A 26,732-nucleotide genomic window follows, 5' to 3' on the forward strand; every position below is an offset into this window, starting at 1 on the left:
CATGACCGCCCGCGTCACGATCCAGTCTCAGGACTTCGACGTCGGTGCCGAGATCGCGGCCCTGCGCGCGCAGGACAAACGCGTGGGTGCGGTGTGCAGCTTCATCGGGACCGTGCGCGACCGCAACGACGGCCAGTCGGTGAGCACCATGGAGCTGGAGCACTACCCCGGCATGACCGAGAAGTCCATCGAGGACATGATCGATGCGGCCTTCCTGCGGTTCGACATCTATGCCGCGCGCGTGATCCACCGCGTGGGCCCGCTCAAGCCGCTGGACCAGATCGTGCTGGTGGTGGTCACCTCGGCGCACCGCGGCGAGAGCTTCCAGGCCTGCGAGTTCCTGATGGACTACCTCAAGACCCAGGCCCCGTTCTGGAAGAAGGAACAGACGCCCGAGGGCGCGCGCTGGGTCGACGCCCGCGTCAGCGACGACCAGGCCCTGGCCAAGTGGGGCATCGCCTCCGGCAACTCGGCCATCTGAGCCCCGGGCCCGGCGCCCGCTGCTCCCGGAGCCATCAGTAGAAACCTCAGTGTCGGTGGGTCGGTCCTGACCTTAGGATGGTAAGAGTTCTTATCAATACCCAGGATCGACCGCATGGAGATCAAGCTCCCCAATCTGGCCAACCCGGCCCCTCCGCAAAAGGCACCCTACCTGCGCATCGCCACCGAAGAGGCGTTTGCCACGCAGGAGATGATCGACATCTACAAGAAGATCCTGGCACGCGGCGACGCCGACCCTGGCTTTCGCGGCCTGATGGGCTTCTACATGAGCAGCCCCAGCGAGCGGGCGCAGCACATCATGCGCGGCCTGCTGGACCTGGACCAGCTGCGCCTGCAGCACATGGACGCAGCGGGTGTGGACATGGCCGTGCTGGCCTTGACCTCGCCGGCCGCGCAGGTCATGGACAAGGCCACCGCCGTGTCCTTCGTGCAAACCGCCAATGACCAGCTGGCCGAAGCCGTGCGCCGCCACCCCACGCGCCTGGCCGGCATGATTGCCATCGCCCCGCAGGACCCGGCCGCCGCCGCCAGGGAGATCGAGCGTGGCGTGAGCAAGCTGGGCATGCACTCGGTCATCATCAACTCGCACACCCAGGGCGAGTACCTTTCCGATCCCAAGTTCTGGGACATCTTCGCCGCCGCCGAAGCGAACGACGCGCCCATCTACCTGCACCCCAATGCGCTGCCGCCAGGCATGCTGCAGCCCTTCCAGGAGTGCGGCCTGGACGGCGCCATCTACGGCTTTGGCGTGGAGACCGGCCTGCACGCCATGCGCATCATCACTTCTGGCGTGTTCGACCGGTTTCCGAAACTGCGCATGATCCTGGGCCACATGGGCGAGGCGCTGCCGTTCTGGGCCTACCGCCTGGACTACATGCACCAGGCCACGGTGAAGTCCAGGCGCTACCCGAGCGTCCAGCCCATTCGCAAGCGCCCCAGCGCGTACCTGCGCGAGCATTTCTACATCACCAACAGCGGCGTGGCCTGGGAGCAGGCCATCAAGTTCACGCAGGATTTCATGGGCACGGACCGTGTGATGTACGCCATGGACTATCCCTACCAGTACGCGCCCGATGAAGTGAACCTGCTCGACGCCATGGACATGCCGCTGGAGCACAAGCGCCAGTTCTTCCAGACCAATGCCGAAACCGTGTTCAAGCTGAAGTAATCCACGAGACGAGGAGACCGAGATGAAGACGATCAAGCATCTGTTCGCAGGGTTGCTCCTGCTGGCCGGCGCTGCCGGCGCCCAGATCTGGCCGGCCCAGCCCGTGCGCATCATCGTGCCCTTCACGCCGGGCACCGGCATGGACACCATCGCCCGCACCGTGGCGCCGCGCCTGTCCGAACGCCTGGGCCAGCCTGTGGTGGTGGCCAATGCGCCGGGCGCCAGCGGCAACATCGGCGCGGACCAGGTGGCCAAGAGCAGCCCCGACGGTTACACCGTGCTCATGGGTGCGAACACCATGCTCATGGCCTCGCAACTCTACAGGAACGTGCCCTTCGACCCGGTGAAGGACTTCGCCCCCGTCTCCATGGCGGCCTGGGGCACGCTGATGCTGGTGGCCAACCCCAAGACCGGCATCACGTCCCTGCAGGACCTGCTGGACAAGGCGCGTGCGCGTCCCGGCAGCATCAGTTACGGCTCGCCCGGTGTCGGCACGCCGCACCACATGGCCATGGAACTCTTCAAGGTGCAGACGCAGACCTTCATGCTGCACGTGCCCTACCGCGGCACGGCCGGCTATACCACCGACCTGCTCGCGGGTGAGCTCAACGTCGGCTTCCTGCCAGTGCACGTGGCGCAGGGCTTCGTCAACAGCGGGAGGCTCAACGCCCTGGCCGTGGGCAGCCCCAAGCGCCACCCGGTGTCGCCCAACGTGGCCACCTTCGAGGAACTGGGCGCCAAGGGCGTGGACGTGGACCTCTGGTACGCCTTTTTCGTGCCGAGCAAAACCCCAGCGGCCGTACAGCAGCGCCTGAACGGCGAGATCGCCGCCATCCTCAAGTTGCCCGAGGTGCGCGAGGTGCTGGGCAAGGCCGGCCTGGACGCGGCCTCGTCCACACCGAATGAGCTCATGACCATCGTGAACAAGGACTACCCGCGCTGGGGCGCGGTGATCCGGCGCAACGGCATCAAGGCGGAGTAAGTCCATGGGCGAGTTGCATCAGGGCACCCGCATCGCCGTCGTGGGCGGGGGCGTTGCCGGTCTTGGCCTGGCGCTTTCCCTGCACCAGCGCGGCATCGCCTGCGATGTGTACGAGGCCGTGCCCGAGGTCAAGGAGCTGGGCGTGGGCATCACCCTGCTGCCGCACGCCATGCGCGAGCTGGCCGCGCTGGGCGTGCAGGGCAAGCTCGAAGCCGCGGGCATCGAGAACCTGGAGAGCGTGTTCTTCAACCGCTACGGCCAGTACATCTACAAGGAGCCGCGCGGGCGGCACGCCGGTTATCCCCACCCGGAGGTCGGCATCCACCGCGGCAAGCTGCACCGCATCCTGTACGAGGAGGCGCTGCAGCAGATCGGCCCGCAGCATATCCATACCGACCACCGCTGCACGGGGGTGGAGCAGGATGCACTGGGTGCCACCGTGTTTTTCGTCGATGCCAGGGGGAACAAGCGCCCCAGCGTGCGGGCCGACATCGTGATCGCCTGTGACGGCGTCAACTCCACCATCCGCCGCCAGTTCTACCCGGGCGAGAAAGTGGCCTTCGCCGGCATCAACACCTGGCGCGGTGTCACCGTGCACAAGCCTATCCTGACGGGCAAGAGTTATATGCGCGTGGGCTCCATCCATACCGGCAAGATGGTGATCTACCCCATCGTCGACAACGTGGACGGGCAGGGCAAGCAGCTCATCAACTGGATGGCCGAGATCCAGCACGAGGGCGAGTCCATGAACGACTGGAACCGTCCCGGCAACAGGGCCGACTTCGAGGCCATCTACGCCGACTGGAAGTTCGACTGGCTCGACGTGCCCGCCCTGATCGCCAACGCCGAGCACATCCTCGAGTACCCCATGGTCGACAAGGACCCGGTGGCGCGCTGGACCTTCGGCCGCGTGACCTTCATGGGCGACGCGGCCCATCCCATGTACCCGCGCGGCTCCAACGGCGCCGCCCAGGGCCTGATCGACGCGCGCACGCTTGCCGAGCTGCTGGCGGTCACCCCCGACCCGCAGGCCGCCTTGCAGATCTACGACCAGGCCCGCGTGGAAGCCACGGCGCGGGTGGTCCGTACCAACCGGACGGCGCCGCCCGATCTCATCAACATCAAGGTCGATGAGCTCAGCGGGGGCAAGCCCTTTCGCCACATCGACGACCTCATCAGCCAGGAAGAACTGCGCCAGATCTCGGAGAACTACAAGCGCATCGCCGGCTTCTCGCAGGATGCGCTGAAAGCGCCGCGCTAGCGCTCCTGCGCCAGCACCTCGAACTGGCGCGACAGGCGGTTGCCCTGCGGGTCCACCACCGTCACGCTGTGCGTGCCCACCGGGATGTCTAGCGCGCGCTGGTGGAAGGTGCGCGTGCTGCCGATGTAGCTATCGTCCAGGTGCCAGTGCAGCGTGGTCTCGCGCTCGCGGTGCACGGCCTCGAACACGACCCGGCTTTTCGTCTCGGCCAGGTCCATCGGGATGTAGATGCGCGTGCCTGCCGTGGGGTAGAGGAATTCGATCGGCGCGCGTGAAGGGCCGCTGCCCGCGCAGTCGCTGCGGTAGGGCGGAAGCACCTTGTAGTCGCCATGGTGCCGGCGGTAGAAGAACTCCGGTCCCGGCGGGAGCACGAACCAGCTGGCCTGCACCATGTGGGCCACGCGCTCGCAGCCGCTGTCCACACGCTGGCGGCGCGTGCGGTCCAGGTGCACGCGAATGTTGTGCGGGCTGAGCTGGTCGAAGTGGCTGTCGCGCGGCGCCCATTGCCGCTCGACCTCGCAATTGCCGTTGGCCAGGTAGCCGTCGTTGGCGCAGACCTCCACCTCCTTGAGATGCTGCGCGGGCGGGTTGAACCAGCCGGCCGGCTCCAGGCGGTTGAAGAGGTCGAACAGGATGGGGGCCGCTGCCGTAGCCCCGGTCAGGCCCGGGCGGCCTTCGCCGCTGGCATTGCCGGCCCAGACGGCCACGGTGTGGCGTGTCGTGTTGCCCACGGCCCAGGCATCGCGCAGGCCCCAGCTGGTGCCGGTCTTCCAGGCAATGCGCCGGCTGCTGGCAAAACTCTTCCAGTAGCCTTCCTCGTTGGGGCGCGCCACCTCGAGCAGGGCGCGCAGCGTCAGCCAGGCCGCACCGGGGCTGATCTCGGCGACCTTGCCGCCGGTGCCGTCGCCGTCGGTCAGCAGCTTGAGCCGGCGGTAGTGGAGGGGCGCAGCCGGGCCGTCCTTGCGCGCGATGTCGGCCATGTTGGCGTACATGGCCGCCACGTCGCGCAGCGTGGCCTCGGCCCCGCCCAGGATCAGCGTCAGGCCGTAGTCGTCGGGCTTGCGGGTGAGGGTGCTCATGCCGAACTGGCGCAGGTATTCGTAGAAACGCTGCACGCCGTGCTGCTTGAGCATGCGCACCGAGGGCACGTTGAGCGACTGCGCCAGTGCCACCTCGGCCGCCACCGCGCCGCGGTAGCCGTGGTCGAAGTTCTCCGGCATGTAGCCGCCGTACTGCGTGGGCACGTCGGCCACCAGCGTGCCGGGCAGGATCTCGCCGGCGTCCAGCATGGCTGCGTAGAGGAAGGGCTTGAGGATGCTGCCGGTGCTGCGCGGGCGACGGATCAGGTCCACCGCGTGGCCGCGTTCGTTGTGCACCGCCCACTCGTTGTTGCCCACGTAGGCCAGCACCTCGAAGCTGTGGTGGTCCACGATCAGCGCCGCCGCGTTGTGGATGTCCTGCCGCGCCAGGGCGGTGGCGCGCTCGCGCACCAGGCTCGTCGCGGCGGCCTGCAGCCGCGCGTCCAGCGTGCTGCGGAAGCGGTAGGTGCCCGGGTGCTGGGCACGCAGCGTCTCCAGCAGGTGCGGGGCCTGTTGCGGCAGGGGCAGCGGCTCGGCCGGCAGCGGTTCGCGCAGGGCCAGGGCCAGGTCCATCTCACCCAGGGCGCCCTGGGCCTGCAGCTGGTGCAGCAGGCGGTCGCGCTTGGCCTGGAGCTTGTCGCGGTTGCGCCCGGGGTGGATCAGCGCCGGGCTGTTGGGCAGCACGGCCAGCGTGCTGGCCTCGGCCCAGGAGAGCTGGTCTGGCGCCCGGCCGAAATAGCGCCAGGCGGCGGCCTCCAGCCCGATCACGTTGCCGCCGAAGGGCGCATGCCCCGCGTACAGCGCCAGGATCTCGTCCTTGCTGTACCCCAGCTCCAGCCGCAGGGCGAGCAGGGACTCGACCAGCTTCTCGAGGTAGCCGCGCTGGCGCTCCCCGCGTGCCAGGCGGATCACCTGCATGCTCAGCGTGCTGCCGCCGCTGACGACGCGGCCCTGCTGCAGGTTGAGCCGCACGGCCCGCGCCAGCGCCAGCGGGTCGACGCCCGGGTGCTGCTCGAAACGCTTGTCCTCGAAGGTGATCAGCGCGCGCCGGAACTTCTGCGGTATCTGATCCGTCGGGGGGAAGCGCCACTGCCCGTCATCGGCGATGCGCGCACCCAGCAGCGTGCCGTCGCGCGCCTGCAGCACGCTGGACAGCGGCTGCTCGAACAAGGGGGCGGGCAGGCTGCGCCAGACGCCCAGCGCGATCGCCAGGGCGGCCAGCACGCCCAGAGTCCGGCGCCGGTGGCGCCACAGCCAGGCTTTCATTTCGCCGGCACGACCTCCACCCACTGGCCCTGGGTGCGCGCATGCTTGGTCGCGTCGTACATGGCCTCCACGGTCTGGCTGGGCAGGTAGAAGCGGCCCAGGTAGGCGGCGGTCAGCCGGGTCTTGAAGCTGATGCTCTCGCCGGGCTTCAGGCCGAAGTAGCGCAGCACGCGGTCGTCACGGATGTCCAGGTGCTCGACACGCCCCGTGGTCTCGGCCCGCGAGCCGAGGAAGAAGGGGCTGCTGCGCTGGGCCGGCTTGCTGCGCGTGCCCGCAGTGTCCGCGCCGTCCATGCGCTCGTTGTGGATCTCGTAGCCCGCCGCCACCATCTGCGTCAGCGCGATGTTGTCGATGCGCTGTGCCGTGGTGTTGCGCACCGTGACCTCGGCCACGATGTCCTGGCCCTGGGGCAGCTTGTCCAGGTTGATCGGGCCACCGTCGGCCGTGCGGTAGTCGACTTCCAGCGCCAGGCCGGACGAGGCCGCCTCGTCGGTGCCGGGCTTGGGCGTGCCGCGCACCAGCAGGGTGGCGAACAGCGGCCGGTCCGAGGTGTTCTTCACGCGCACCGGCGCACCCTGCAGGGGGAAGTCCTTGAGCTCGGTCGTGTCCACGGGCGCGCCCGCGCGCAGGCGCTCCGTGCGCCCGCCGGTCGAGCGCTCGTAGCTGTACTCGCCCACCTTGGCGCCGCCCACGTAGCGCGACATGGCCATCAGTGCGTAGGCCACCGACTGCGTGCTGTGCCAGCTGTCGTTGCTCAGCTGGGCCGAGATGTCGTCCACCAGCGGGCGGGCGCGTTCGCTCTGGCCCAGCGTCACCATGCCGGTCAGCACGATGGCGCTGTCACGCAGGCGCGAGCCGAAGGTGCCGTCGGGCGCGGCGTAATCCTGCAGCATCAGTCGGTCGGCCTTGACGATGTCGTTGGCCGCGTCGGTCATGCCGGCCAGCTTGTAGGCCGCGGCCAGCATCCAGAGCGTCGTCGAGGGCAGGTTGGCCGATTCGCGCAGGCGGTTCATGGCGCCTACTTCGGGCTGGCCGGCCAGGGCCAGGGTGTAGAGGCGATAGGCCTGGTCGAGCGCGGGCGTTCCGCTGCTGCCGCTCCAGGTCTGCGCGGCCTGTTTCTGGAAGCGCACCCATTCGCTCTGCATGGATGAAGGCACCGTGTAACCCTGCTTGCCGGCTTCCACCAGGAAGTGGCCCGCGTAGTTGGTGGACCAGGCGTTGCGCGTATCGAAGCCGCTGAAGCCGCCGAAGTCACCCGGCCAGTAGGCGAAGGAGCCGTTGGGCAGCTGGAAGCCGCGCAGCCGGTCGATCGCAGCCAGCACATTGGCCTCGATTTCCTTCTTGCGCCCATCCTCCAGCTTGAGCAGCGAGGGCAGGAAGAGCTGCGGGAAGGCCGCCGAGGTGATCTGCTCGATGCAGCCGTGCGGGTAGCGGATCAGGTAGTTCAGCCGCTGCTCCAGGTTCAGCGGCGGCACCGCCGACATCTCCAGCGTCACCGTGTTGGTGCCCGGCAGGCCGTGCGGGGCGACGATCTTCTCCCAGGTCTCGCCCGGGGCGATCATCTTCGTCTGCGCACGCGTCGTGGCCGGGTTGGGGCTGCGCACCTCCAGGTACACGTCCGCCTGCGCGCGGTGCGCGCCGCTGGTGGCGATGAAGCGCAACCGTCCCTTGCCCAGGCGCGGCTGGGTCTTGATGCGCAGCTGGCCCAGCTTCTCCTCGGGCCGGGTGAACAGGATCTTGACCGTGTCGCCCCCGATCAGCTGGAAGCGCGAGTCGGCCTCCAGCCTGAGCGTGACCTCCTTGATCGACGGGTCCATGGCGAAGACCGACACCGGCACCGTGATGTCCTCCCACGGCCCCACGACGCGTGGCAGCGTGGGCAGCAGCATGAGCGGCTGGCGCACGTAGACCGACTTCTCGGCCGAGCCATAGGCCCCGGCCTCGCCAGCCACCACCATGGCGCGCACCGCGCCCACATAGGGCGGCAAGGTCAGCTCATGGCGGCGTTTCTCGCCGGCCTTGAGCCTGAACGGCCCGAGGTACTTGACCACCGGCGGGAAGCGCTTGCGGTTCTTGGCTTCCTCGGCCTTGCCGGCATCGCTGCCGCCCAGGGCCAGCAGGCGCTCCAGCTCGGCGCCGTAGGCGCCAGCCACGTCGTCGAACAGGTCCCAGGTCGTCACACCCAGCGCTTCGCGCTTGTAGAACTGCTCGTGCAGCTCGGGCGTCTTGAAGTTGGTCAGGCCCAGCAGGCCCTCGTCCACCACGGCCAGGGTGTAGGTCATCTCGCGGCCCGAGGCCTCGGAGACATCCACCGCCACGCGGGATTCGGGTTTCCATTCCTCGGCCGCCGCGATCTGCGGCTTGATCCGGGTCTGCGGGTCCGTCACCAGCAGCGGGATCACGCCGTACAGGCGGATCGGCCGGTCGTTCTTTTTCTCCGCGTGCGGCTGGATCAGCGTCACGCTGACGTAGACATTGGGTGCCATCGCGCGGGTGATCGGCACCTCGAAGCGCGTCGCCCCCTTCTGGAACTCGATCCAGCGCGCCTCGATGATGGCGCTGCCGCTCTCCACCGTCACCAGCGCGCGGCCCTGGCTGGCCTCGGGCAGCTGGACCACCGCCTTGTCGCCCACCACGTACTGTTCCTTGTCGGCATTGAAGGTCAGCACGCTGGCGCCCGGCCCGGACTGCTCCTGGGCGCGGCCAGCCCAGGCCGGCCAGTCGATGTAGAAGGTCTGCCCGGTGCAATGGCCGCCGTCCAGGTCGCAGGCGCGCACCAGGTAACGGCCCCACTGCGGGTACTTGATCTCGAAGTTCCAGCTGCCCTGGCCGTTGGCCGCGGTGGTGATGGTGTCCTTCTTGAGCACCCGGTTGCTGGAGGCCGAGGCGTACTGCGCCAGCGAATCGCCGGATTTGTCCCACCACCACTTCCACTCCACCTTGTAGAGCGTGACCTCGATGTTGCGCACCGCGGCCGGCTTGCCGTCGGCCAGCACGCTGGCGATCTCCACCGTGTGCTGCTTGTCGGTCAGCAGCATGTTGCGCGCCACGTCGCCCTTGGGCAGCTTGATGCCGATGTAGCGGTCGAAGGGCGAGTAGGGCGCCGTCTGCCGGTTGATGCTGAAGGCGCCGCCGGGCTCGAACACGCGTGTGGTCAGCGTGGCGCTGAGCATGCCAGGCGCCTCCTTGGCAGAACTGCCGGCGTGTTCGAACTTGGCCTTGCCGTCGTTGTCGAGTTCACCCTCGAAGATGGATTCGGGCTCGGCGTTGAATTCGCGTGCCGGGTCGTCGAAGGCGAAGTCGGCGTAGCGCTCGAAGCGCGTGGCCGTGCGGTTCAGGCGCATCTTCACCTCGGCCTTCAGCCCGGCGGCCGTGGCGCCGGTCAGCCACTGGGCGGCCAGCTGGCCCTTCAGGGGCGCGCTGCCCGCCAGCTTGCCGGCCCCCACGTCCAGGTCGATCTTGAGCCGGTTGGGCATCACCGTCTCGATCTTCACGCTGCGGCTGAAGCTGGTGCCGCCCAGGATGGCCTTGGCCGTCCAGTCGCCGGTGGGTGCGCCGTCGGCCGTTTTCATGGCGAATTTGTAGAAACCGCCCACCGGGGTGGTGTTGGTCAGCGTCTGCACCAGCTGGCCCTGCGGGTTGCGCAGCTCCATGGTCACCGGGTGGTTGGGCGGCAGGGTCTTGTGGCTGTCCTGCAGCACGAAGGTGAGGTAGATGTCGTCGCCCGGGCGCCAGACGCCGCGCTCGCCATAGATATGGCCCTTCAGGCCGGCGCTGACCTTCTCGCCGCCCACGTCGAAGTGGCTGGTCGGCAGGGCCGTGCCCTGCGCCACCTTGAGGTAACCCTTCTGCCCGCCCTTGTCGGCCAGCAGGAAGAAGGGGGCGGTCTTGAGGTTGAAGTGGATCAGGCCTTCGCCGTTGGACACCTCGCTCAGCACCGGCTGGTTCTGGAAGTTCATGGCCGTGACCTTCACGCCCGCCAGCGGCTGGGCCGTGCGCAGGTCGGTGGTCACCACCAGCATCTTGCCGTTCTGGTCGCGCTTGGCCAGCAGGCCGATGTTGGATGCCAGCAGGTTGCGTGCGGCGCGCGTGCGCTCCGAGAAACGGTAGTAGCTCTTCTTGCAGGGGTTCTCGCGCTCGTGCCAGCCCTCCTGTTCGCCCTCGCCGTAGTACTGCTCGGCAAAATCCCAGCTGCTGGCTTCGCGCTGACCGAAGTCCTCCTCGTTCACCAGCGGCGACTCCATGGTCGCTTCCTCGGCGTCGGTGCCGGGGCAGGCGTAGGTGGCGTCGGCGCGGCTGATCGAGACCGTCAGGCGGAACAGCCCGCCCGGGTTCTTGTCGAAGAGCTCGGTCACGTCCAGCGCGTAGCGGTTCCAGCGGTTGGCCTGCGTGGCGGGCAGCGTGATGGTCTTGCGCCAGAGGTAGCGGCCCACGCGGCCGAGCTCCTGCTGGCCGTCGAGCTTGTTGACCTGCAGGAACTGGCCCACGTTGTTGTCGTAGATGCGGAAGGCCGTCACGCGTACCGAGCGCGCGTTCACCGCCTCGATCGGCACGCTCAGCACCTTGTTCTCGGGCAGGATCACGCCCTTGCCCACAAAGCGCACCTGCGGCTTGATGCTGGCAAAGGTTACAGCCTGCTGGAAGCCGGAGAGCAGCCGGTCGCCCCGGGCCGTGCGCAGGCCGGCGGCCACCGTCACCTGCACCTCGCCTTCGGCGCCGCCGTCCGGATACACCTTGATGACGTTGTTCTCGACACGGTGGGTCGACCGGCCGGAACTCAGCTCCACCAGGCCGCGCAGGTTCTGGCGCGCGTCCAGCGGCTCGGAGAAGGTGAGCTGCACGTACTGTTCGTTGTCGTTCTGCACGGCGCGCGCCTGCAGCACCTTGAACTGGTTGCGCGCCGGAATCTCGATCTGGCTCTGGCCCGTGGTGTTCTGCGCCAGGCTCTGGCCGGCCCATTCGATGGAGAGCTCATGCGCGGTCTGCTGCCGTTCGATGCCGGTGACGGTGAACTCGTGCCGCCGCGCATCCGGGGCGGGCTGCCACTCCACGGCCAGCGGCTGGCCCTGGAAGCGTGCCTTGAGCACCTTCTGCACGTCGGCCGCCGCTTCCACGTCGGCGGTCAGCACGGCGCCACGCAGCTGCATGCGGCCCTCATGCTTCTGGTCGGTGGCCAGGCCGGCCACCTGCACCTCGAAGCGGCGCGGCTGGGTCTGCACCACGAACTCGTAGTCCTTTACATCGGCGTCTACGCCCTGCAGGCCGGCCGGCTTGACCGTGAGGCGGTAGTCCCGGCCCGACTCCAGGTCCTGTTCAGGCGCCAGCACGATTTCGCGCGTGCTGGCGAAGACCACGCTGCCCTGGATGGCCGGATAGGCCGCCAGGTGCCGGTTGGCGCTCTGCCCGACCCGGTCCGCCGAGACCACGTCGCCCGAGAAGACCACACGGATCTTGTCCTTGCGCGAAAGCAGGCCGGCGCTGTGCGAGTTGATGATCCGGCTCCAGGCCGGGTCTTGGGGGGTGATCTTGAGGGAGGCGCCCGGGCCCCGGTTGCAGGCAGCGAGCCCGATTACCACCAGGCCCACCAGCGCGAGCGCGCGCGCGAATTTCGATCCAGACATGTTGCCTCCCTTCACCGTATTCTGTTTCCGCTGGCGCAGGCCGCGGCGCTTGTATGAAGTGCGACATCCTGGTCCGTACCATGGATCAACGAAGCCGGGGAAACGTCGCGGGGTCATTCTAGGCCAAGGTTTTGCGGCGCCCGGCGCGGTTTTGTTCGGCGTGGTTTTGATATCCGTCAAAATCATTCCGGGCCCCAGCCCTTGAAATTCAGTCTATGCACCCAAAGCTGGGCTGCAACCGGAGGATTTCATGCGGATCGACAAACTCACCACCAAATTCCAGGAAGCCCTGGGCGAAGCACAGACGCTGGCCCTGGGACAGGACCACGCCTACATCGAGCCGGCCCACCTGCTGGTGGCCATGCTGCGCCAGCAGGACGGCCCCAAGGCCCTCTTGCAGCGCGCGGGCGTCAACGTGGCGGGCCTGCTGGCCGGGGCCGAGGCCGCCGTCAAGAAGCTGCCCCAGGTCGAAGGCCAGGAACAGGTGCAGGTCGGGCGCGACCTGGTCAGCCTGCTACAGGCCGCCGAGAAAGAGTCCATCAAGCGCGGCGACCAATACGTTGCCAGCGAACTCTTCCTGCTGGCCGCCGCCGACCACAAGGGCGACATCGGCCACCTGGCCAAGGCCAACGGTCTGACCCGCAAGGCGCTGGAGGCTGCCGTGGACGCCGTGCGTGGCGGGCAGTCGGTAGACAACCCGGAGGCCGAGGGCCAGCGCGAAGCCCTGAAGAAATACACCCTGGACCTGACCGAACGCGCCCGTCTGGGCAAGCTGGACCCGGTGATCGGCCGCGACGACGAAATCCGCCGCGCCATCCAGGTGCTCCAGCGTCGCAGCAAGAACAACCCTGTGCTCATCGGTGAGCCCGGCGTGGGCAAGACCGCCATCGTCGAGGGCCTGGCCCAGCGCATCGTCAACGGCGAGGTGCCCGAGACCCTGCGCGACAAGCGCGTGCTGGTGCTGGACATGGCGGGCCTGCTGGCCGGCGCCAAGTACCGCGGCGAGTTCGAGGAGCGCCTGAAGGCCGTGCTGAAGGAAGTGGCGCAGGACGAAGGCCGCATCATCCTCTTTATCGACGAATTGCACACCATGGTGGGCGCCGGCAAGGCCGAAGGCGCGATCGACGCCGGCAACATGCTCAAGCCGGCGCTGGCGCGTGGTGAACTGCATTGCATCGGCGCCACTACCCTGGACGAATACCGCAAGTACATCGAGAAGGACGCGGCGCTGGAGCGCCGCTTCCAGAAGGTGCTGGTGGGTGAGCCCACCGTGGAACAGACCATTGCCATCCTGCGCGGCCTGCAGGAGAAATACGAAGTGCACCACGGCGTGGACATCACCGACCCGGCCATCGTGGCCGCGGCCGAGCTCAGCCACCGCTACATCACCGACCGCTTCCTGCCGGACAAGGCGATCGATCTGATCGACGAAGCCGCCGCCAAGATCAAGATCGAGATCGATTCCAAGCCCGAGGTCATGGACAAGCTCGACCGCCGGCTGATCCAACTGCAGATCGAGCGCGAGGCCATGAAGAAGGAAAAGGACGAGGCTTCGCAAAAGCGCCTGGAACTGATCCAGGAAGAGATCGCCAAGCTGCAGAAAGAGATTGCCGACTACGACGAAATCTGGAAGGCCGAGAAAGCCCAGGCCCAGGGCAGCCAGCACGTGCGCGAAGACATCGAGAAGCTCAAGGCACAGATCGCCGAGCTGACCCGCAAGGGCGATTTCGCCAAGGTCTCCGAACTGCAGTACGGCAAGCTGCCCGAGCTGGAAAAGCTGCTCAAGGAAGCCCAGGCCCGTGAACAGGGCCAGGGCGAGGGCAGTGCGCCGCGCCTGCTGCGCACCCAGGTAGGTGCTGAAGAAATTGCCGAAGTGGTGTCACGCGCCACCGGCATTCCCGTGGCCAAGATGATGCAGGGCGAGAAAGACAAGCTGCTGCAGATGGAAACCAGGCTGCACGAGCGCGTGGTGGGCCAGGACGAAGCCATCTCGGCCGTGGCCAACGCCATCCGTCGTTCACGCTCGGGCTTGAGCGACCCGAACCGCCCCACGGGCTCCTTCCTCTTCCTCGGCCCCACGGGCGTCGGTAAGACCGAGCTGTGCAAGGCGCTGGCCGGCTTCCTGTTCGACAGCGTGGACCATCTGGTGCGCATCGATATGAGCGAGTTCATGGAGAAACACTCCGTGGCCCGCCTGATCGGCGCGCCGCCCGGCTACGTGGGTTACGAAGAGGGCGGTTACCTGACCGAAGCCGTGCGCCGCAAGCCCTACAGCGTGCTGCTGCTCGACGAGGTCGAGAAGGCCCACCCCGATGTGTTCAACGTGCTGCTGCAGGTACTGGACGATGGCCGCCTGACCGACGGCCAGGGCCGTACCGTGGACTTCAAGAACACAGTGATCGTGATGACCAGCAACATCGGCTCGCACCTGATCCAGGCCATGGTGGGCGAGCCTTATGAGGACGTGAAGGACGCGGTGTGGGGTGAGCTCAAGAACCACTTCCGCCCCGAGTTCCTCAACCGCATCGACGAGACCGTGGTCTTCCACGCGCTGGACGCCGAGCACATCACCAGCATCGCCGGCATCCAGCTGCAGGCCCTGCAGGACCGCCTGGGCAAGATGGAGCTGGCACTGCAGGTGTCCGACAAGGCGCTGGCCGAACTGGCCAAGGTCGGCTTCGACCCCGTGTTCGGCGCGCGGCCGCTCAAGCGCGCGATCCAGCAGCGCATCGAGAACCCGCTCTCGAAACTGTTGCTCGAGGGCCGCTTCGCGCCCAAGGACGTGATCGCCGTGGACGTGGATCCCATCAAGAACCCGGGCCAGTTCAGTTTCGAGAAGGTTTGAAGCCCGGTAGCCTGGCGACCGGAGCGGAGAAGCAAAACCCGCCTCTTGCGCAAGCAGGAGCGGGTTTTTTGATGCATCCAGGCGTAACGACCAGGTGTCAGCGCCATGGCGGGCGATAGGCAATTCGTCTCAGGACTTACATCTTGATCAGAAGTTTTTGGCGCTTTCCCATACGCTTGTAAAACTGGCGTGAGAAGCTACCTTTCTCAAGCAGGAATCTCGCAAGGAGAGGCGCCCATGAACATCCCGGCCTACAAGATCGAAAGCACGGCCCCCATCGTCGCATCGCTGCCTCGCACCCAGGTCCGGGATGGCGCCGTGCTGTCGAACCTGGACCTGGCCGTGTCCCTGGCCGCCAAGAGCATCACGGACCCGCCGGGCGGTGTCGTGCGCGTCATCCATGTTCCGACCGGCGAAGTCCTGTTCAGCAAGGTCAGCGGCTGGGGTGACCTGGACGGATGAGCCCGCCATGCTGGCATGACGCCATCAAGCGGGCTGCGCCAGCGCCGTATGCCGCCTGGGGATGGGCGCATGCACCATGGCAATGCTCAGCCACACCGCCACGCTGAAATACAGCGTCATCCATGTCACTTCGGATTTCCAGATGCCCCAGTCGTGTGAGACGACCCAGCGCCCGGAGGCATCCGCGACGCCCTGACTCAGGCCCAGGTATTGGCGCCCCATCCCTTCGTCCGACACCCAGCGCTCCCAGTACATCGGGACGTCCACTGAGAACATGAAGAGCACGTAAGCGACGCCGACGAGGCACACCGCACGCAGGTAGGGGCGCACCGAAGGCGCCAGCCGCTCCTGGTTGACCAAGAGGTTGGCCACCAGCAGCGCAGCCGTGATGCCCCAGAGCGACTCCTCGATCACGTGGCCGAGGTTGGACGTGGTCAGCACCGAATACCAGGAACAGGTCTCGGCGATCGCGATCAGCGGCACGACAGCCATTGCGATGAGACGCCCCGTCTTGCTGCCCGTGGTCTGGGCAATCTCCCTCTGTAGCAGCGCCCACTGCGCCACGAAGCACAGCTCGGCGATCGTCGCCACGCTGCGACCCACGATGACGCTGGAAAACCAGCTGTCCACCAGGCAGATGCGCTGCACATCGAAGACCGGCAGGGCCGAACGATAGGCACAGCCCAGCACATAGCCGGCCGAAAAGAAGAGCTGTAACCTGCGCGAGGCGTACACCGGCTCCGGCAGCGCACGCTGACGCTGGTGTAGTGCATGCGCCGCCCAGGACCACGCCAGGAGATTGATACAACTGACGCCGATGAGCAGCGTCCACCACAAATTGACCTCGGGTGACATGCGGGGCAACTCCATGCGGTTTACGGGACAGGATTCAATATAAACCGTATATACCGTTTTGCAATGGCAAACCGCCTGACCGTTGCCATCCGAGGTGCAGGCCGGCGCGTCGCCGAGCGGCACCGGCCGGATGGGGCGTATTGCCTGGCGAGGAGAGCCGGGCAGGCTTGGCACTGCGCCCCAGAAGTATCGAAACATGAAAGCGCGCCTTCGCGCGCATGGCCGCGTTGCAAATCCTCGCCATAGCGAAGGCTAGGGCTGTGGTTTGCGCCTGGCCCTGCGCACGGATTCATCGCTTTCATCATGTTCCTCTACCTCTGGGGTGCAGTACTGGTCTTGCGGTTTCTACGATTGCGGCCGAGCGGCGCACAGTGCAAGATAGGCCGGGTTCATTGAGAATTGACGCCAGCAGCGATAACGCCCGCCCCGGGGCGGCGATGATTTCCAGAATCGAGAGGAAGACGAGCACCCATGAGCACCCTGATCTACACCCACGAAGCCTGCTTCAACCACAAGCCCGGCCCACACCATCCCGAATCCCCCGAACGACTGGAAGCCGTGCTGGCCGCCCTGAAGACCCCGGCCTTTGCCGACGCCGTCTGGCGCGATGCGCCGCTGGGCACCTTCGAGCAGGTGCTGCACATCCACACGCCTGACTACGTGGAGGCCGTGAAGGACATGGCGCCGGAGCAGGGCTACCGGGCTCTGGATGGGGGTGACACCATCATGTCGCCCGGCACGCTGGAGGCGGTGCTGCGCTGTGTGGGCGCGGCCTGCGCCGGCGTGGACGACGTGGTGAATAAGGAGGCGAAAAACGTCTTCTGCGCCACGCGCCCCTGCGGCCACCATGCCGAAGCGGGTGAGGCCATGGGCTTCTGCGTGTTCAACCAGGCGGCCATTGCCGCGCTGCACGCGCGCGAGCAGCATGGCCTGCAGCGTGTGGCGGTGGTGGACTTCGACGTGCACCACGGCAACGGTACGCAGAATTCTTTTTATGACGACCCGGACCTGTTCTACGGCTCCTGCCACCAGGGGCAGTTCTACCCGGGCACGGGCGCGCGGCATGAGACGGGCGTGGCTCACAACATCGTCAACGTGCCGTTCCCGCGCGGCACGGGCTCGGCCGCCTTCCGCGCGGCTATGACCGACGTGCTGCTGCCCGCGCTGCGCGAGTTCGCGCCCGAGCTGCTCATCATCTCGGCCGGCTTCGACGCCCACCACCTGGACCCGCTGGGTGGCCTGAAGTTCACCGACGAGGACTACCACTGGATCACGCGCGAATTGATGAAAGTGGCCGACGAGACGGCCCAGGGCCGTGTGGTTTCGGTGCTCGAAGGTGGCTACAGCCTGGAGGGCCTGGCCAGCGGTACGGCCGCGCACGTGCAGGCGTTGATGGGCCGCTGATCCGGCGGCGGGCGCCGGCTGCGCTGGGGCAGCCGGGCGCTGCACTATAAGCAATACAAGAGGAGGAGCCCCATGCGTACAGGCAACATCAAGAAGATCGGTCTGGCCACGGCAGGGCTGCTGGGCGCTGCCGTGCTCTACCTCGCGGCCTGGCCGGTGCCCATCCGGCCCGTGGCCTGGGAAGCGCCAGCGGAGCCGGGGTACACCGGCCCGCATGCGGTCAACACCCGGCTGGCCAAGCTGCAGTTGATCGACCTCAAGGGCGAGGTGGGGCCTGAGCACATCGTGTTCGGCAGGGACGGCAAGCTCTACACCACGGTGGCGAGCGGCAACATCCTGCGCATGGACGCCGACGGCAACCAGCAGCAGGTGTTTGCCAACACCGGCGGGCGTGTGCTGGGTTTTGATTTCGACGCGCAGGGCAACCTCATCGCTGCCGATGCCATGAAGGGCCTGCTGTCCATCACCCTCGACGGCAAGGTCGCGCTGCTCACCGACAAGGCAGGCGATACGCCGATTCTCTATGCCAACTCGGTGGTGGTGGCCAAGAGCGGCAAGATCTACCTGAGCGATGCCTCCGGGCGTTTTTCCCCCAGGGACTGGGGCGGCACCTTCGAGGCCAGCGTACTCGACATCCTGGAGCAGGCCGGTACGGGCCGCGTGCTGGAGTACGACCCCGCTACCCGGGCCACCCGCGTCGTGGCCCGGGGCCTGAGCTTTGCCAATGGCGTGGCGCTGAGCCAGGACGAGCGCACGCTGTTCGTGAACGAAACGGGCCGCTACCGCATCTGGAAGGTGGCCGTGGCTGCGCAGAATCTGGACCTGGCCAACTGGCCCAAGGCCGGCAGCGCCGAGGCCGCTGTGCTGTTCGACAACCTGCCCGGTTACCCCGACAACCTGATGCGCGGCCTGGACGGCCGCATCTGGGTGGGACTGGTCAAGCCGCGTAACCCCAAGGTGGACCAGCTGGCGCAAAAGCCCTGGCTGCGCAGCCTGACGCTACGCCTGCCGCGCGCCCTGTGGCCCATCCCCAGGACCTATGGCCATGTCTTCGCCTTCAACGAGGCGGGCCAGGTGGTGATGGATCTGCAAGACCCCAGCGGGGCCTACCCCGAGGTCACGAGTCTCACGGAAACCAGGGACCGTCTGTACGTGCAAAGCCTGCACGCGCACGGGCTGGGCTGGCTGGCGCGCTGATTCAGGGCTGGTTTTCGGCGGCGATCAGGTCCAGCTCCACCGCCGCGTTCTTGGGCAGCTGTGCCACCCCGACCGAGGTGCGCGTGTGCACGCCGGCCTCGCCGAGCACGCGGATCAGCACCTCGGAGGCGCCATCGGCGACTTCGCTGAGCTGCGAGAAACCGTCGGCCGCCTGCACGAACACCGTCACGCGCAGCACGCGGCCCACCGCGTCGAGCGAGCCCAGGGCCTGGCGCAGCAGGGCCAGCGCGCGCATCACACACACCTTGGCGGCACGCTCGGCGCGCTCCAGCGACACATCGCCGCCCACGCGCCCCGTCACCACGATCTCGCTGCCCACGCGCGGCACCTGGCCGCTGACAAAGACCTGGCCGCCGTGGCGCACGAACGGTGCGTAGTTGCCACCTTTCTGGAGTTCGCCATTGAAGTCGTAACCCAGCTCGCGGGCCACCGCCTGGAATTCGCTTTCGCGTGACATGGTGGCCGCTCAGTCGCGCTTGGGAATGTTCAGGCCGCGCTGCACCGCCGGCCGTGCCACGAAGGCCGCCAGCACGCGCGCGACTTCGGGGAAGTCCTTGGCACCCACCAGATCGCCCGCCTCGTAGAAACCGAGCAGGTTGCGCACCCACGGGAAGGTGGCGATGTCGGCAATGGTGTACTGCCGGCCCATGATCCAGTCGCGGCCCTTGAGGTGCTGGTTCAGCACATTGAGCAGGCGGCGCGATTCGGCCACGTAGCGGTCGCGCGGACGCTTGTCTTCGTAGTCCTTGCCGGCGAACTTGTGGAAGAAGCCGAGCTGCCCGAACATGGGGCCGATGCCGCCCATCTGGAACATCAGCCACTGCAGCGTCTCGTATTTTCCCGCGTCGTCGGCCGGCATCAGCTGGCCGGTCTTGGCCGCCAGGTAGACCAGGATGGCGCCGGATTCGAACAACGCCAGCGGTTTGCCGCCCGGGCCGTTCGGGTCGATGATGGCCGGGATCTTGTTGTTGGGGTTCAGGCTCATGAACTCCGGCGAGAGCTGGTCGTTCGAGCCGAAGTTCACCAGATGTACCTCGTAGGGCAGGCCAGTCTCCTCCAGCATGATGGACACCTTCACGCCGTTGGGCGTGGGCAGCGAGTAGAGCTGCAGGCGCTCCGGGTGCCGGGCGGGCCATTTGCGGGTGATGGGGAAGTCGGCGAGTTTTTTCATGGCGGATGGGTGGGGAGTGAGAAGCGACGCCCACTGTAGCCCAAGCCGCCTGCGCGTGCAGGTCTTGCCGCCGGTCACAGCGCCAGGACCTCACTTCCCGGATCGGCACCAGCGACCCTGGCTGCCTGAACTCAGGGCCGGGAAGGCAGCTTCTCGGCCACCAGCTCGACCAGGCTGGCGATGCGCGTGGGCCACTGGTCGATCTCGGCGGCTTCCATGAAGTTCAGGCGGCAGCTGGCGCAGGACAGCACCACGGTGTCGGCCCCGGTGGCTTCGATCTGCTCGCGCTTGATTTCCCAGGCCTTGTGCCGCAGCGGCGCGGCGCGGTTGATCAGGAACGCGCCGGCACCGCCGCCGCAGCACCAGTTGAGTTCGGCCGTGGGCGTGCTTTCGCGGAAATCGGCACCGAGCGCACGGAGTGCCGCACGTGGTTCGTCGATCACGCCGCCGTGGCGCGCCAGCTTGCAGGCATCGTGGTAGGTCAGCTTGGCGCTGCCGTCACCGGCCTGCAGCTGCAGGCGCCCGGCCTGGATTTCTCGGCCGACGAACTCGGACGCGGCCAGCACTTCGAAGGGCAGGGGGCTGCCGTCGGCCAGCCGTCCCTCCCAGCGCAGGGCCGGATAGGCATGGCCGCATTCGGGCAGGATGAGGGTGCGCGCACCGATGGCCAGCGCCTCGTCCACCAGGCGCTTGCTGGCGGCCTTTTGCAGCGCCTCGTTGCCCGAGAGCAGGCCGAAGTTGGCGGCCTCGAAGCCGGCGCTGCGCAGTGTCCACTTCACGCCCAGGTGGTTGAGGATGCGGGCCGTCGCGGCCAGCGCGTCCTGGAACAGCAGCACGTCGATCACCGTGGTGACCAGCATCACGTCGGCCTGCGGCTCGTCCAGCGGGATCGTGAGGCCCTGCGCGCGCAGGGCTTGCACACAGCCGGCCAGCTCTTTCGGGCCCACGCCGAACACCGTGCCGCGGCCGGCCTGTTCCTGCGCCACGGCCATCAGTTCCAGGGGCACCAGGCCGGCCTGCGACAGCGCCTCGCGCATGACGTTGACGCCGCGCGCAATGTTGATGCCCATGGGGCAGGCCATGCTGCAGCGTCCGCATTCGGTGCAGCTGTCGTAGACCAGTTCCTGCCACTCGCGCAGCTCGTCGACCGTGATGTCCTTCGTGTAGAGGCGCCGCAGCGGGGCGAAGGCCGAGGTCTCGCGCATGTGCACGCGTCGCAGCAGGTCGAGCTTGCGCGTGGGGGTGTACTTCGGGTCCTGCGTGCTCTGGTAGAAGTGGCAGGCCTCGGAGCAGTAGCCGCAGTTGACGCAGGATTCCAGGTCGAGGGCCAGCGCGCGGTCGGTCTTGTCGTGCATCACGGCCTTGGCGCGGGCCAGCCGCTCTTCGTCGCCCAGCGCCTCGGGCTGCGCCATCTCGCCCAGGTGGCGGATCGCTTCCTGGAACTGCCTGAAAACGGTCATGTCGATCATGTGCGTACTCCCCGGCGGCCCAGGAAGCGGGCCAGCTGCATGCGGTTGGGCAGGACCAGAAAGGCGTGCATCAGCTTGCCGAAGGGGAACCAGACCAGCAGCAGCTCCAGGCTCAGCAGGTGGATGGCCAGAGGATCACGGTAGACCGGGCTGGCGTGCGCCAGCAGTGCGCTGGACGGCTCGCCCACCACGCCCATGCCGGTGATCAGCGGCAACAGCGTCAGCGCCCAGGTGATGTGGTCGTCGGCGCGCGAAATCCTGCGCAGCACCGGGTCGGAGAGGCGAAACACGATGGCCAGCAGCAGCGAGACCATGGTGGCCGCCGCGGCCAGATACATCACCATGTCCGGCAGGGCAGGCCAGCCCAGGCCGGTCAGGCGCTGGATGAAGGCGATGTGCGGCGCATAAGCGAAGAACACCAGCGCCAGCCCGATATGGAACACATAGGGGTTGAGGGTGACCAGTGTGGCGCTGGGGTGGAAACCGCGGTGCGGCAGCATGCGGCCCAGACTGGCGGAGAGCGCATCGGCCGTGCCGAAGGGCTGGCGGGCGGGGGCTTGTGGCTGCGTGCTGGCCGGCAGGCGCCACAGAACCCACAAGCGCCACGCCACACCGAGCACGAACACCAGCAGCGCGACGGCCAGCAGCGGCCCGCGGACCCAATCGAGAAAGTCCATAGTCCCTCCTTTTGACAACCCGGCAGGGTATCAACAGCCTGATGGTAACGCTGATGCGCAAGCGCTTCAATAAGGGCTGATTTTTCGATTCGTTTGCTATCAAAAAAATAGCATTCGGGTTTCGCCGAGAAAGATCAAGCGGAGCGTCTTCGGTCCGGATCGTGGCAGTGCTGCAGCATCGGTGCTGTCACGGTCTGCAGCGTGGTATGGGCGATGCCGAAGCGCTGGTGCAGCCCTTCGCTCACCTCGCGCAGGAAGTCATCGCCCGGGTGGCCCTGCGGCATCACCAGGTGGGCGGTCAGGGCGACCCGCGTGGTGCTCATGGCCCAGACGTGCAGGTCATCCACGCGTGCCACGCCGGCTTGTGCCTCCAGCCAGGCCTGCACGGCGGGCAGGTCCACGTGCTCGGGCACGCCGTCGAACAGCAGGTGCAGGGACTGGCGCAGCAGGCCCCAGGTGCCGGCGACGATGATGGCGGCGATCGCCAGGCTCATGACCGGGTCCAGCCAGGCCCAGCCCTGCCAGAGGTAGAGCGCACCGCCTATCACCACGCCCAGCGAGACCAGGGCATCGGCCGCCATGTGCAGGAAGGCGCCGCGTACGTTGAGGTCGTGTTCGCCGCCGCGCAGGAAGAGCAGGGCGGTGGCGGTGTTGACCACGATGCCCATGGCCGCCACGGTGATGATGGTCCAGCCCTGCGTGGGCTCGGGCGAGCCCAGGCGCTGGAAGGCCTCCAGGCCCAGCGAGCCCATGGCCACCAGCAGCAGCACGGCATTGGTGAACGCCGCCAGGATGGAGGCACGTTGCCAGCCGTAGGTGTGACGTGCATCGGGCTGCAGGCGCGCGGCCAGGGCGGCCATCCAGGCCAGCAGCAGGCCAGCCACGTCGCTCAGGTTGTGGCCGGCGTCGGCCAGCAGGGCCAGGGAGTTGACTTGCCAGCCGTACCAGGCTTCTACCGCCACGAAGCCGGCGTTGAGCGCGATGCCGATGGCAAATGCGCGGTTGAAGTTGGCCGGGGCGGGGTGCTGATGACCGGCGTGTGCGTGAGCCGCAGCGTGGTCGTGCGCGTCGTGGGAGTGGTCGTGCGAGTGCTCGTGGGCCATGCCCCCAGTATGCCCGCGCCGGCACGACCCGCCCGCGCCGGGGGGGTTAGAAAGTGGAAATCAGCGACTGGCGCGTGCTGAGCAAGGGGGAGTTGGGATCCAGGGCTTGCAGCAGCAGCGAGGGCAGCTTGGGCCACTGGATGGGGCGCTGCAGGTGGGTGGCGCCGTGGGGAGCGCTCTGGCCATCGACCTGGATGACAGTCTTGCCCACCAGCATGCTGGCCTTGGCGGCCCAGGCCATGACCTTGGCGTCCGCACCGTCAAGCAGGATGACGTCGGCGGTGTCGGCGTCATCGGAGCGGGTCAGCTCCAGCCGCAGCGGGCGGCGCTGCGACAGCGCCACGATGCCCTGGATCAGCTCCCGTTCGGAGGGCGTGAAGCCGTAGACCAGGACCCGCAGCGTGCTTTGCAGCGGAGCGGGCCGCGAGGCCGGGGCCGCCGTGCGTTCAGGTTCCGATTCCGGGCCAATGGGCAGGATGATCATGTTGGGACTCCCCTCGCGTTTTTTGATACGGCAAAGATGTGCTGTTCGAGGGGATTCTTGTCCCGGCCCGCACATCTGGCGAGGGACAAGTTCACGGAAGTGGCGGGTGCTTGTTGCGATGCAGCAGTTCGCCGCGCATCGCGTGCAATAGTTCACGCTGCGCCACCCGAGAAGCTTGCCAGGCAGCGCGTTGGGGCCTGCATTACCATGGCGCCATGAGCACTGCGAGCCTTGTTACCCCCTCCGCCCCCCTGCGCCAGGACGCCACCATCATCGGCCTCGTCGGCCTGGCCCATGCGAGTTCCCACTTCTCGCACCTGCTGCTGCCCCTGCTGTTTCCGGTTTTCATGCGCGAGTTCGGCTTGAGCTATTCCGAGCTGGGTCTGCTGATGTCGGTCTTTTTCGTCGTCTCCGGCCTGGGCCAGGCTGGGGCCGGCTTCGTGGTGGACCGCTTTGGGGCTCGCCGTGTGCTGTTCGCCGCTGAGGCGCTGTTCATCGCGGCCTGTCTCGGGGCCTCGCTGGTGCAGGGATACAGCGGCTTGCTGGCCGTGGCCGTGCTGGCTGGTCTGGGCAACGCGCCTTTCCACCCGGTGGACTTCACCATCCTGAACCAGCGCGTTTCGGTGCCGCGCCTCGGCCATGCCTTCAGCGCACACGGCCTGACCGGCAACCTGGGCTGGGCCGTGGCGCCCGTGTTCCTGGTGGGCATCGGTAGCGTCGCCGGCTGGCGCAGCGCTTATGTGTCTGCCGCCCTGATGTACGCCGTCATCCTCGTCCTGCTGGTCTTGCAGCGCGACAAGCTGCGCACCGAGGTCATGGTGCGCCAGCCCCAGCACGCTGAAGGCAGCGACCTGGCCTTTCTCAAGTTGCCGGTGGTCTGGTGGTGTTTCGGGTTCTTCATGCTTTCGACCATGACGCTGGCCCTGGTGCAGAACTACGCCGTGTCCCTGTTGCAGGCCTTGCATGGCGTCAGCATGGAAACGGCAACGCTGACGCTGACGGCCTACATGCTCTGCGCTGCGGCCGGTATCCTTGTCGGCGGTTTCGTCGTAGCCCGCCAGGCCGCCCACAGCGACCGCGTGGTGGCCTGGTGCATGGGAGGCGGGGCACTGCTCATCGCGCTGTGCGGCAGCGGCTGGCTGGGCGCCACGGGCACCATGGTCGCGCTCGCTGCCACCGGTTTTGCGATCGGCATCGGCACCCCCTCGCGCGACATGATGGTCAAGAAGGCCACCCCCCGGGGCGCCACCGGCCGCGTCTACGGCACCGTGTACTCGGGGTTCGACGTCGGCTTTGCCGTGGCACCGCTGATGTTCGGCGCCCTGATGGACCGCGGCCATTTCAATGCGACCTTTTTCGTCGCAGCGGCAATCCTGCTGCTGAGCGTGTTCACCGCGGTTGGGGTGGGGCGTCTCGTAAGGCACTGAATGAACGGCCGTTCGGCGCCGGGCAAAATGGCGACATGAAAACCCAAATTGCCGGACACCTCCTCGTTGAATGCCTCGTGGCCCAGGGCGTGACCCATGCCTTCGGCGTGCCGGGCGAAAGCTTCCTGGCCGTGCTCGACGGCTTCCACGCCTACCGCGAGCAGATCCAGTTCGTCATCAACCGGCAGGAGGGCGGGGCCGCCTTCATGGCCGAGGCCCACGGCAAGCTCACCGGCCGCCCTGGCGTGTGTTTCGTCACGCGCGGGCCAGGGGCCACCAATGCTTCCATTGGCGTGCACACGGCCTTCCAGGATTCCACGCCCATGGTGCTCTTCGTCGGCGACGTGGCCAGTGACATGCGCGACCGCGAAGCCTTCCAGGAGGTCAACTACGAATCCTTCTTCGGCCCCAGCACCAAGGGCTTTGCCAAGCGCGTCGAGCGCATCGACGACGCGCGCCGTATCCCCGAGTACATCGCCCGCGCCTTCGCCACCGCCATGAACGGCCGCCCCGGCCCCGTGGTGCTGGTGCTGCCCGAGGACATGCTGGTGCAGGAGGTGGACGTGGCGCCGCTGCCACGCGTGGAGGCGGTGCAGGCCTGGAGCGATCCCGGTTCCCTGCGCAGCCTGCGCGAGATGCTGCTGCAGGCCCAGCGCCCCCTGGTCGTGGCCGGCGGCGGCGGCTGGACGCCGCAGGCGGCCCAGGCCCTGCAGCGTTTTGCCGAGAACTGGAAGCTGCCCGTGAGCAATGCCTTCCGCTTCCAGGACACTTTCGACAACCAGCATCCGCAGTACGCGGGCGACATGGGCATTGCGCCCAACCCCAGGCTGGCCAAACGCATCCAGGACAGCGACCTCATCCTTGCCATCGGCCCGCGCCTGGGCGAGATGACCACGGGCGGCTACACCCTGCTGGAAGTGCCCAAACCGAAACAGAAGCTGGTGCACATCCACAGCAGCGCCGAGGAACTCAACCGCGTCTACCAGGCTGATCTGGCCATCCACGCCACCATGAACGCCGCCGCGCGCTCGCTGGAGGTGCTCACGGCGCCGCCCAGCCTGCCCTGGGAAGCCTGGACCCAGGCGGCCAACGCCGACTACCTCGCCAACCTGCAGCCGCAAGCCCTGCCCGGCGAGATCGACATGCCCGCCATCGTGGCCCTGGTGCAAAAGCACCTGCCGGCCGATACCGTGGTCACCAACGGTGCCGGCAACTTTGCGAGCTGGGTGCACCGTTTCTGGCGCTACCGAGGCCTGGCCCATGGCGACAAGACCCAGCTGGCGCCGACCAGCGGGGCCATGGGTTATGGCGTGCCGGCGGGCATTGCCGTGGCCATCACCCAGGGGCGCATGGCCTTCACCATCGCCGGCGACGGCGACTTCCTCATGAACGGCCAGGAGCTGGCCACCGCCGTGCAGCATGGCGCCAAGACCCTCATCGTGCTGCTCAACAACGGCATGTACGGCACCATCCGCATGCACCAGGAGCGCGAGTACCCGCAGCACATCAGCGGCTCGCAGCTGCAGAACCCGGATTTCGTGGCCCTGGCCCGCGCCTACGGCTACGCCGGCGCGCGCGTCACGCGCACGGCCGAGTTCGAGGCGGAGCTGAAAGCCGCGGTGGCCCGGCCCGAAGGCACCCTGATCGAGGTCATGCTCGATCCAGAGGTCATCACCACGCGCGGCACCCTGGGCGCCATCACGCAGGCGGCGCTGGCGCGCCAGGCCAAGGGCTGAGGG

The 26,732-nt window shown here is 67.4% G+C and carries 19 protein-coding genes; 10 read left to right on the forward strand and 9 right to left on the reverse strand.

The window, feature by feature from the left end:
- Position 1 precedes the first annotated feature (1 nt).
- From moaE to AC1RRP_RS10490, 4 genes are all read left to right on the forward strand, one after another.
- Positions 2-481 carry a molybdopterin synthase catalytic subunit MoaE gene (gene moaE / locus AC1RRP_RS10475; protein WP_493035866.1) on the forward strand — a complete coding sequence of 160 codons (480 nt, stop codon included), beginning with the start codon at positions 2-4 and terminating at the stop codon, positions 479-481.
- A gap of 114 nt (positions 482-595) precedes the next feature.
- Positions 596-1,669, forward strand: coding sequence for an amidohydrolase family protein (locus tag AC1RRP_RS10480; protein WP_493035868.1), 1,074 nt, complete (start codon positions 596-598; stop codon positions 1,667-1,669).
- A gap of 22 nt (positions 1,670-1,691) precedes the next feature.
- Entirely contained in the window at positions 1,692-2,651 is a 960-nt protein-coding gene (locus tag AC1RRP_RS10485) for a tripartite tricarboxylate transporter substrate binding protein (RefSeq protein ID WP_493035870.1), read from the forward strand.
- Positions 2,652-2,655: 4 nt separating this feature from the next.
- Positions 2,656-3,912, forward strand: a complete 1,257-nt coding sequence (locus tag AC1RRP_RS10490) for a flavin-dependent oxidoreductase (protein ID WP_493035872.1) — start codon at positions 2,656-2,658, stop codon at positions 3,910-3,912.
- Here AC1RRP_RS10490 and pbpC read toward each other — a convergent pair.
- Positions 3,909-6,257, reverse strand: coding sequence for a penicillin-binding protein 1C (gene pbpC, locus AC1RRP_RS10495; RefSeq protein ID WP_493035874.1), 2,349 nt, complete (start codon positions 6,255-6,257; stop codon positions 3,909-3,911). The genes AC1RRP_RS10490 and pbpC overlap by 4 nt on opposite strands.
- Positions 6,254-11,878: an alpha-2-macroglobulin family protein gene (locus AC1RRP_RS10500; protein WP_493035876.1), complete on the reverse strand. Its 5,625-nt coding sequence runs from the start codon at positions 11,876-11,878 to the stop codon at positions 6,254-6,256. Before AC1RRP_RS10500 ends, pbpC begins: the two co-directional genes overlap by 4 nt.
- Positions 11,879-12,128: 250 nt before the next feature.
- On the opposite strand from AC1RRP_RS10500, the gene clpB reads away from it, so the two are divergent.
- A complete protein-coding gene (clpB, locus tag AC1RRP_RS10505; protein ID WP_493035878.1) occupies positions 12,129-14,723 on the forward strand; it encodes an ATP-dependent chaperone ClpB in 2,595 nt (864 codons plus the stop codon).
- A 237-nt stretch (positions 14,724-14,960) separates the two neighbouring features.
- On the forward strand, positions 14,961-15,185 hold the full coding sequence (locus tag AC1RRP_RS10510; protein WP_493035880.1) for a hypothetical protein: 225 nt from the start codon (positions 14,961-14,963) through the stop codon (positions 15,183-15,185).
- A 24-nt stretch (positions 15,186-15,209) separates the two neighbouring features.
- Here the strand turns inward: AC1RRP_RS10510 and AC1RRP_RS10515 are convergent, their stop codons facing one another.
- Positions 15,210-16,040, reverse strand: a complete 831-nt coding sequence (locus AC1RRP_RS10515; protein ID WP_493035882.1) for a hypothetical protein — start codon at positions 16,038-16,040, stop codon at positions 15,210-15,212.
- Positions 16,041-16,511: 471 nt separating this feature from the next.
- Between AC1RRP_RS10515 and AC1RRP_RS10520 the strand changes: the two genes are divergently transcribed.
- Together AC1RRP_RS10520 and AC1RRP_RS10525 are read left to right on the forward strand one after the other, a co-directional pair.
- The gene (locus AC1RRP_RS10520) at positions 16,512-17,444 is read left to right on the forward strand and encodes a histone deacetylase family protein (RefSeq protein ID WP_493035884.1); all 933 of its coding nucleotides are present in this window, start codon (positions 16,512-16,514) and stop codon (positions 17,442-17,444) included.
- Between the two features lie 72 nt (positions 17,445-17,516).
- On the forward strand, positions 17,517-18,641 hold the full coding sequence (locus AC1RRP_RS10525; RefSeq protein WP_493035886.1) for an SMP-30/gluconolactonase/LRE family protein: 1,125 nt from the start codon (positions 17,517-17,519) through the stop codon (positions 18,639-18,641).
- A gap of 1 nt (position 18,642) precedes the next feature.
- Here the strand turns inward: AC1RRP_RS10525 and AC1RRP_RS10530 are convergent, their stop codons facing one another.
- The 6 genes from AC1RRP_RS10530 to AC1RRP_RS10555 all read right to left on the reverse strand — a co-directional run bounded on the left by AC1RRP_RS10530 (position 18,643) and on the right by AC1RRP_RS10555 (position 23,566).
- On the reverse strand, positions 18,643-19,119 hold the full coding sequence (locus tag AC1RRP_RS10530) for a RidA family protein (RefSeq protein WP_493035888.1): 477 nt from the start codon (positions 19,117-19,119) through the stop codon (positions 18,643-18,645).
- Positions 19,120-19,128: 9 nt separating this feature from the next.
- Positions 19,129-19,833: a glutathione S-transferase N-terminal domain-containing protein gene (locus tag AC1RRP_RS10535; protein WP_493035890.1), complete on the reverse strand. Its 705-nt coding sequence runs from the start codon at positions 19,831-19,833 to the stop codon at positions 19,129-19,131.
- Positions 19,834-19,964: 131 nt separating this feature from the next.
- Positions 19,965-21,302, reverse strand: coding sequence for a (Fe-S)-binding protein (locus AC1RRP_RS10540; RefSeq protein ID WP_493035892.1), 1,338 nt, complete (start codon positions 21,300-21,302; stop codon positions 19,965-19,967).
- Positions 21,299-21,979, reverse strand: coding sequence for a hypothetical protein (locus AC1RRP_RS10545; protein WP_493035894.1), 681 nt, complete (start codon positions 21,977-21,979; stop codon positions 21,299-21,301). The genes AC1RRP_RS10540 and AC1RRP_RS10545 overlap by 4 nt, the downstream gene beginning before the upstream one ends.
- Positions 21,980-22,113: 134 nt before the next feature.
- Positions 22,114-23,082, reverse strand: coding sequence for a cation diffusion facilitator family transporter (locus AC1RRP_RS10550; RefSeq protein WP_493035896.1), 969 nt, complete (start codon positions 23,080-23,082; stop codon positions 22,114-22,116).
- 46 nt (positions 23,083-23,128) lie between these two features.
- Positions 23,129-23,566, reverse strand: coding sequence for a hypothetical protein (locus AC1RRP_RS10555; RefSeq protein WP_493035898.1), 438 nt, complete (start codon positions 23,564-23,566; stop codon positions 23,129-23,131).
- 215 nt (positions 23,567-23,781) lie between these two features.
- On the opposite strand from AC1RRP_RS10555, the gene AC1RRP_RS10560 reads away from it, so the two are divergent.
- Both AC1RRP_RS10560 and AC1RRP_RS10565 read left to right on the forward strand, forming a co-directional pair.
- Positions 23,782-24,993 (forward strand): MFS transporter, encoded by a 1,212-nt coding sequence (locus AC1RRP_RS10560; protein WP_493035900.1) that lies wholly within the window; start codon positions 23,782-23,784, stop codon positions 24,991-24,993.
- Between the two features lie 35 nt (positions 24,994-25,028).
- Complete coding sequence (locus AC1RRP_RS10565; protein ID WP_493035902.1) at positions 25,029-26,729, forward strand: thiamine pyrophosphate-binding protein; 1,701 nt, start codon at positions 25,029-25,031, stop codon at positions 26,727-26,729.
- Positions 26,730-26,732: the final 3 nt, after the last annotated feature.

It is taken from the genome of Hylemonella sp. GW821-FHT12C09 (assembly GCF_058807395.1).

Coding starts and splice junctions, on each gene's coding strand:
- AC1RRP_RS10555 (WP_493035898.1), bottom strand. CDS start 23,566: ATGATCATCCTGCCCATTGGCCCGGAATCGGAACCTGAACGCACGGCG.
- AC1RRP_RS10480 (WP_493035868.1), top strand. CDS start 596: ATGGAGATCAAGCTCCCCAATCTGGCCAACCCGGCCCCTCCGCAAAAG.
- AC1RRP_RS10560 (WP_493035900.1), top strand. CDS start 23,782: ATGAGCACTGCGAGCCTTGTTACCCCCTCCGCCCCCCTGCGCCAGGAC.
- AC1RRP_RS10515 (WP_493035882.1), bottom strand. CDS start 16,040: ATGTCACCCGAGGTCAATTTGTGGTGGACGCTGCTCATCGGCGTCAGT.
- AC1RRP_RS10545 (WP_493035894.1), bottom strand. CDS start 21,979: ATGGACTTTCTCGATTGGGTCCGCGGGCCGCTGCTGGCCGTCGCGCTG.
- AC1RRP_RS10535 (WP_493035890.1), bottom strand. CDS start 19,833: ATGAAAAAACTCGCCGACTTCCCCATCACCCGCAAATGGCCCGCCCGG.
- clpB (WP_493035878.1), top strand. CDS start 12,129: ATGCGGATCGACAAACTCACCACCAAATTCCAGGAAGCCCTGGGCGAA.
- AC1RRP_RS10500 (WP_493035876.1), bottom strand. CDS start 11,878: ATGTCTGGATCGAAATTCGCGCGCGCGCTCGCGCTGGTGGGCCTGGTG.
- AC1RRP_RS10550 (WP_493035896.1), bottom strand. CDS start 23,082: ATGGCCCACGAGCACTCGCACGACCACTCCCACGACGCGCACGACCAC.
- AC1RRP_RS10510 (WP_493035880.1), top strand. CDS start 14,961: ATGAACATCCCGGCCTACAAGATCGAAAGCACGGCCCCCATCGTCGCA.
- pbpC (WP_493035874.1), bottom strand. CDS start 6,257: ATGAAAGCCTGGCTGTGGCGCCACCGGCGCCGGACTCTGGGCGTGCTG.
- AC1RRP_RS10520 (WP_493035884.1), top strand. CDS start 16,512: ATGAGCACCCTGATCTACACCCACGAAGCCTGCTTCAACCACAAGCCC.
- AC1RRP_RS10530 (WP_493035888.1), bottom strand. CDS start 19,119: ATGTCACGCGAAAGCGAATTCCAGGCGGTGGCCCGCGAGCTGGGTTAC.
- AC1RRP_RS10525 (WP_493035886.1), top strand. CDS start 17,517: ATGCGTACAGGCAACATCAAGAAGATCGGTCTGGCCACGGCAGGGCTG.
- moaE (WP_493035866.1), top strand. CDS start 2: ATGACCGCCCGCGTCACGATCCAGTCTCAGGACTTCGACGTCGGTGCC.
- AC1RRP_RS10485 (WP_493035870.1), top strand. CDS start 1,692: ATGAAGACGATCAAGCATCTGTTCGCAGGGTTGCTCCTGCTGGCCGGC.
- AC1RRP_RS10490 (WP_493035872.1), top strand. CDS start 2,656: ATGGGCGAGTTGCATCAGGGCACCCGCATCGCCGTCGTGGGCGGGGGC.
- AC1RRP_RS10565 (WP_493035902.1), top strand. CDS start 25,029: ATGAAAACCCAAATTGCCGGACACCTCCTCGTTGAATGCCTCGTGGCC.
- AC1RRP_RS10540 (WP_493035892.1), bottom strand. CDS start 21,302: ATGATCGACATGACCGTTTTCAGGCAGTTCCAGGAAGCGATCCGCCAC.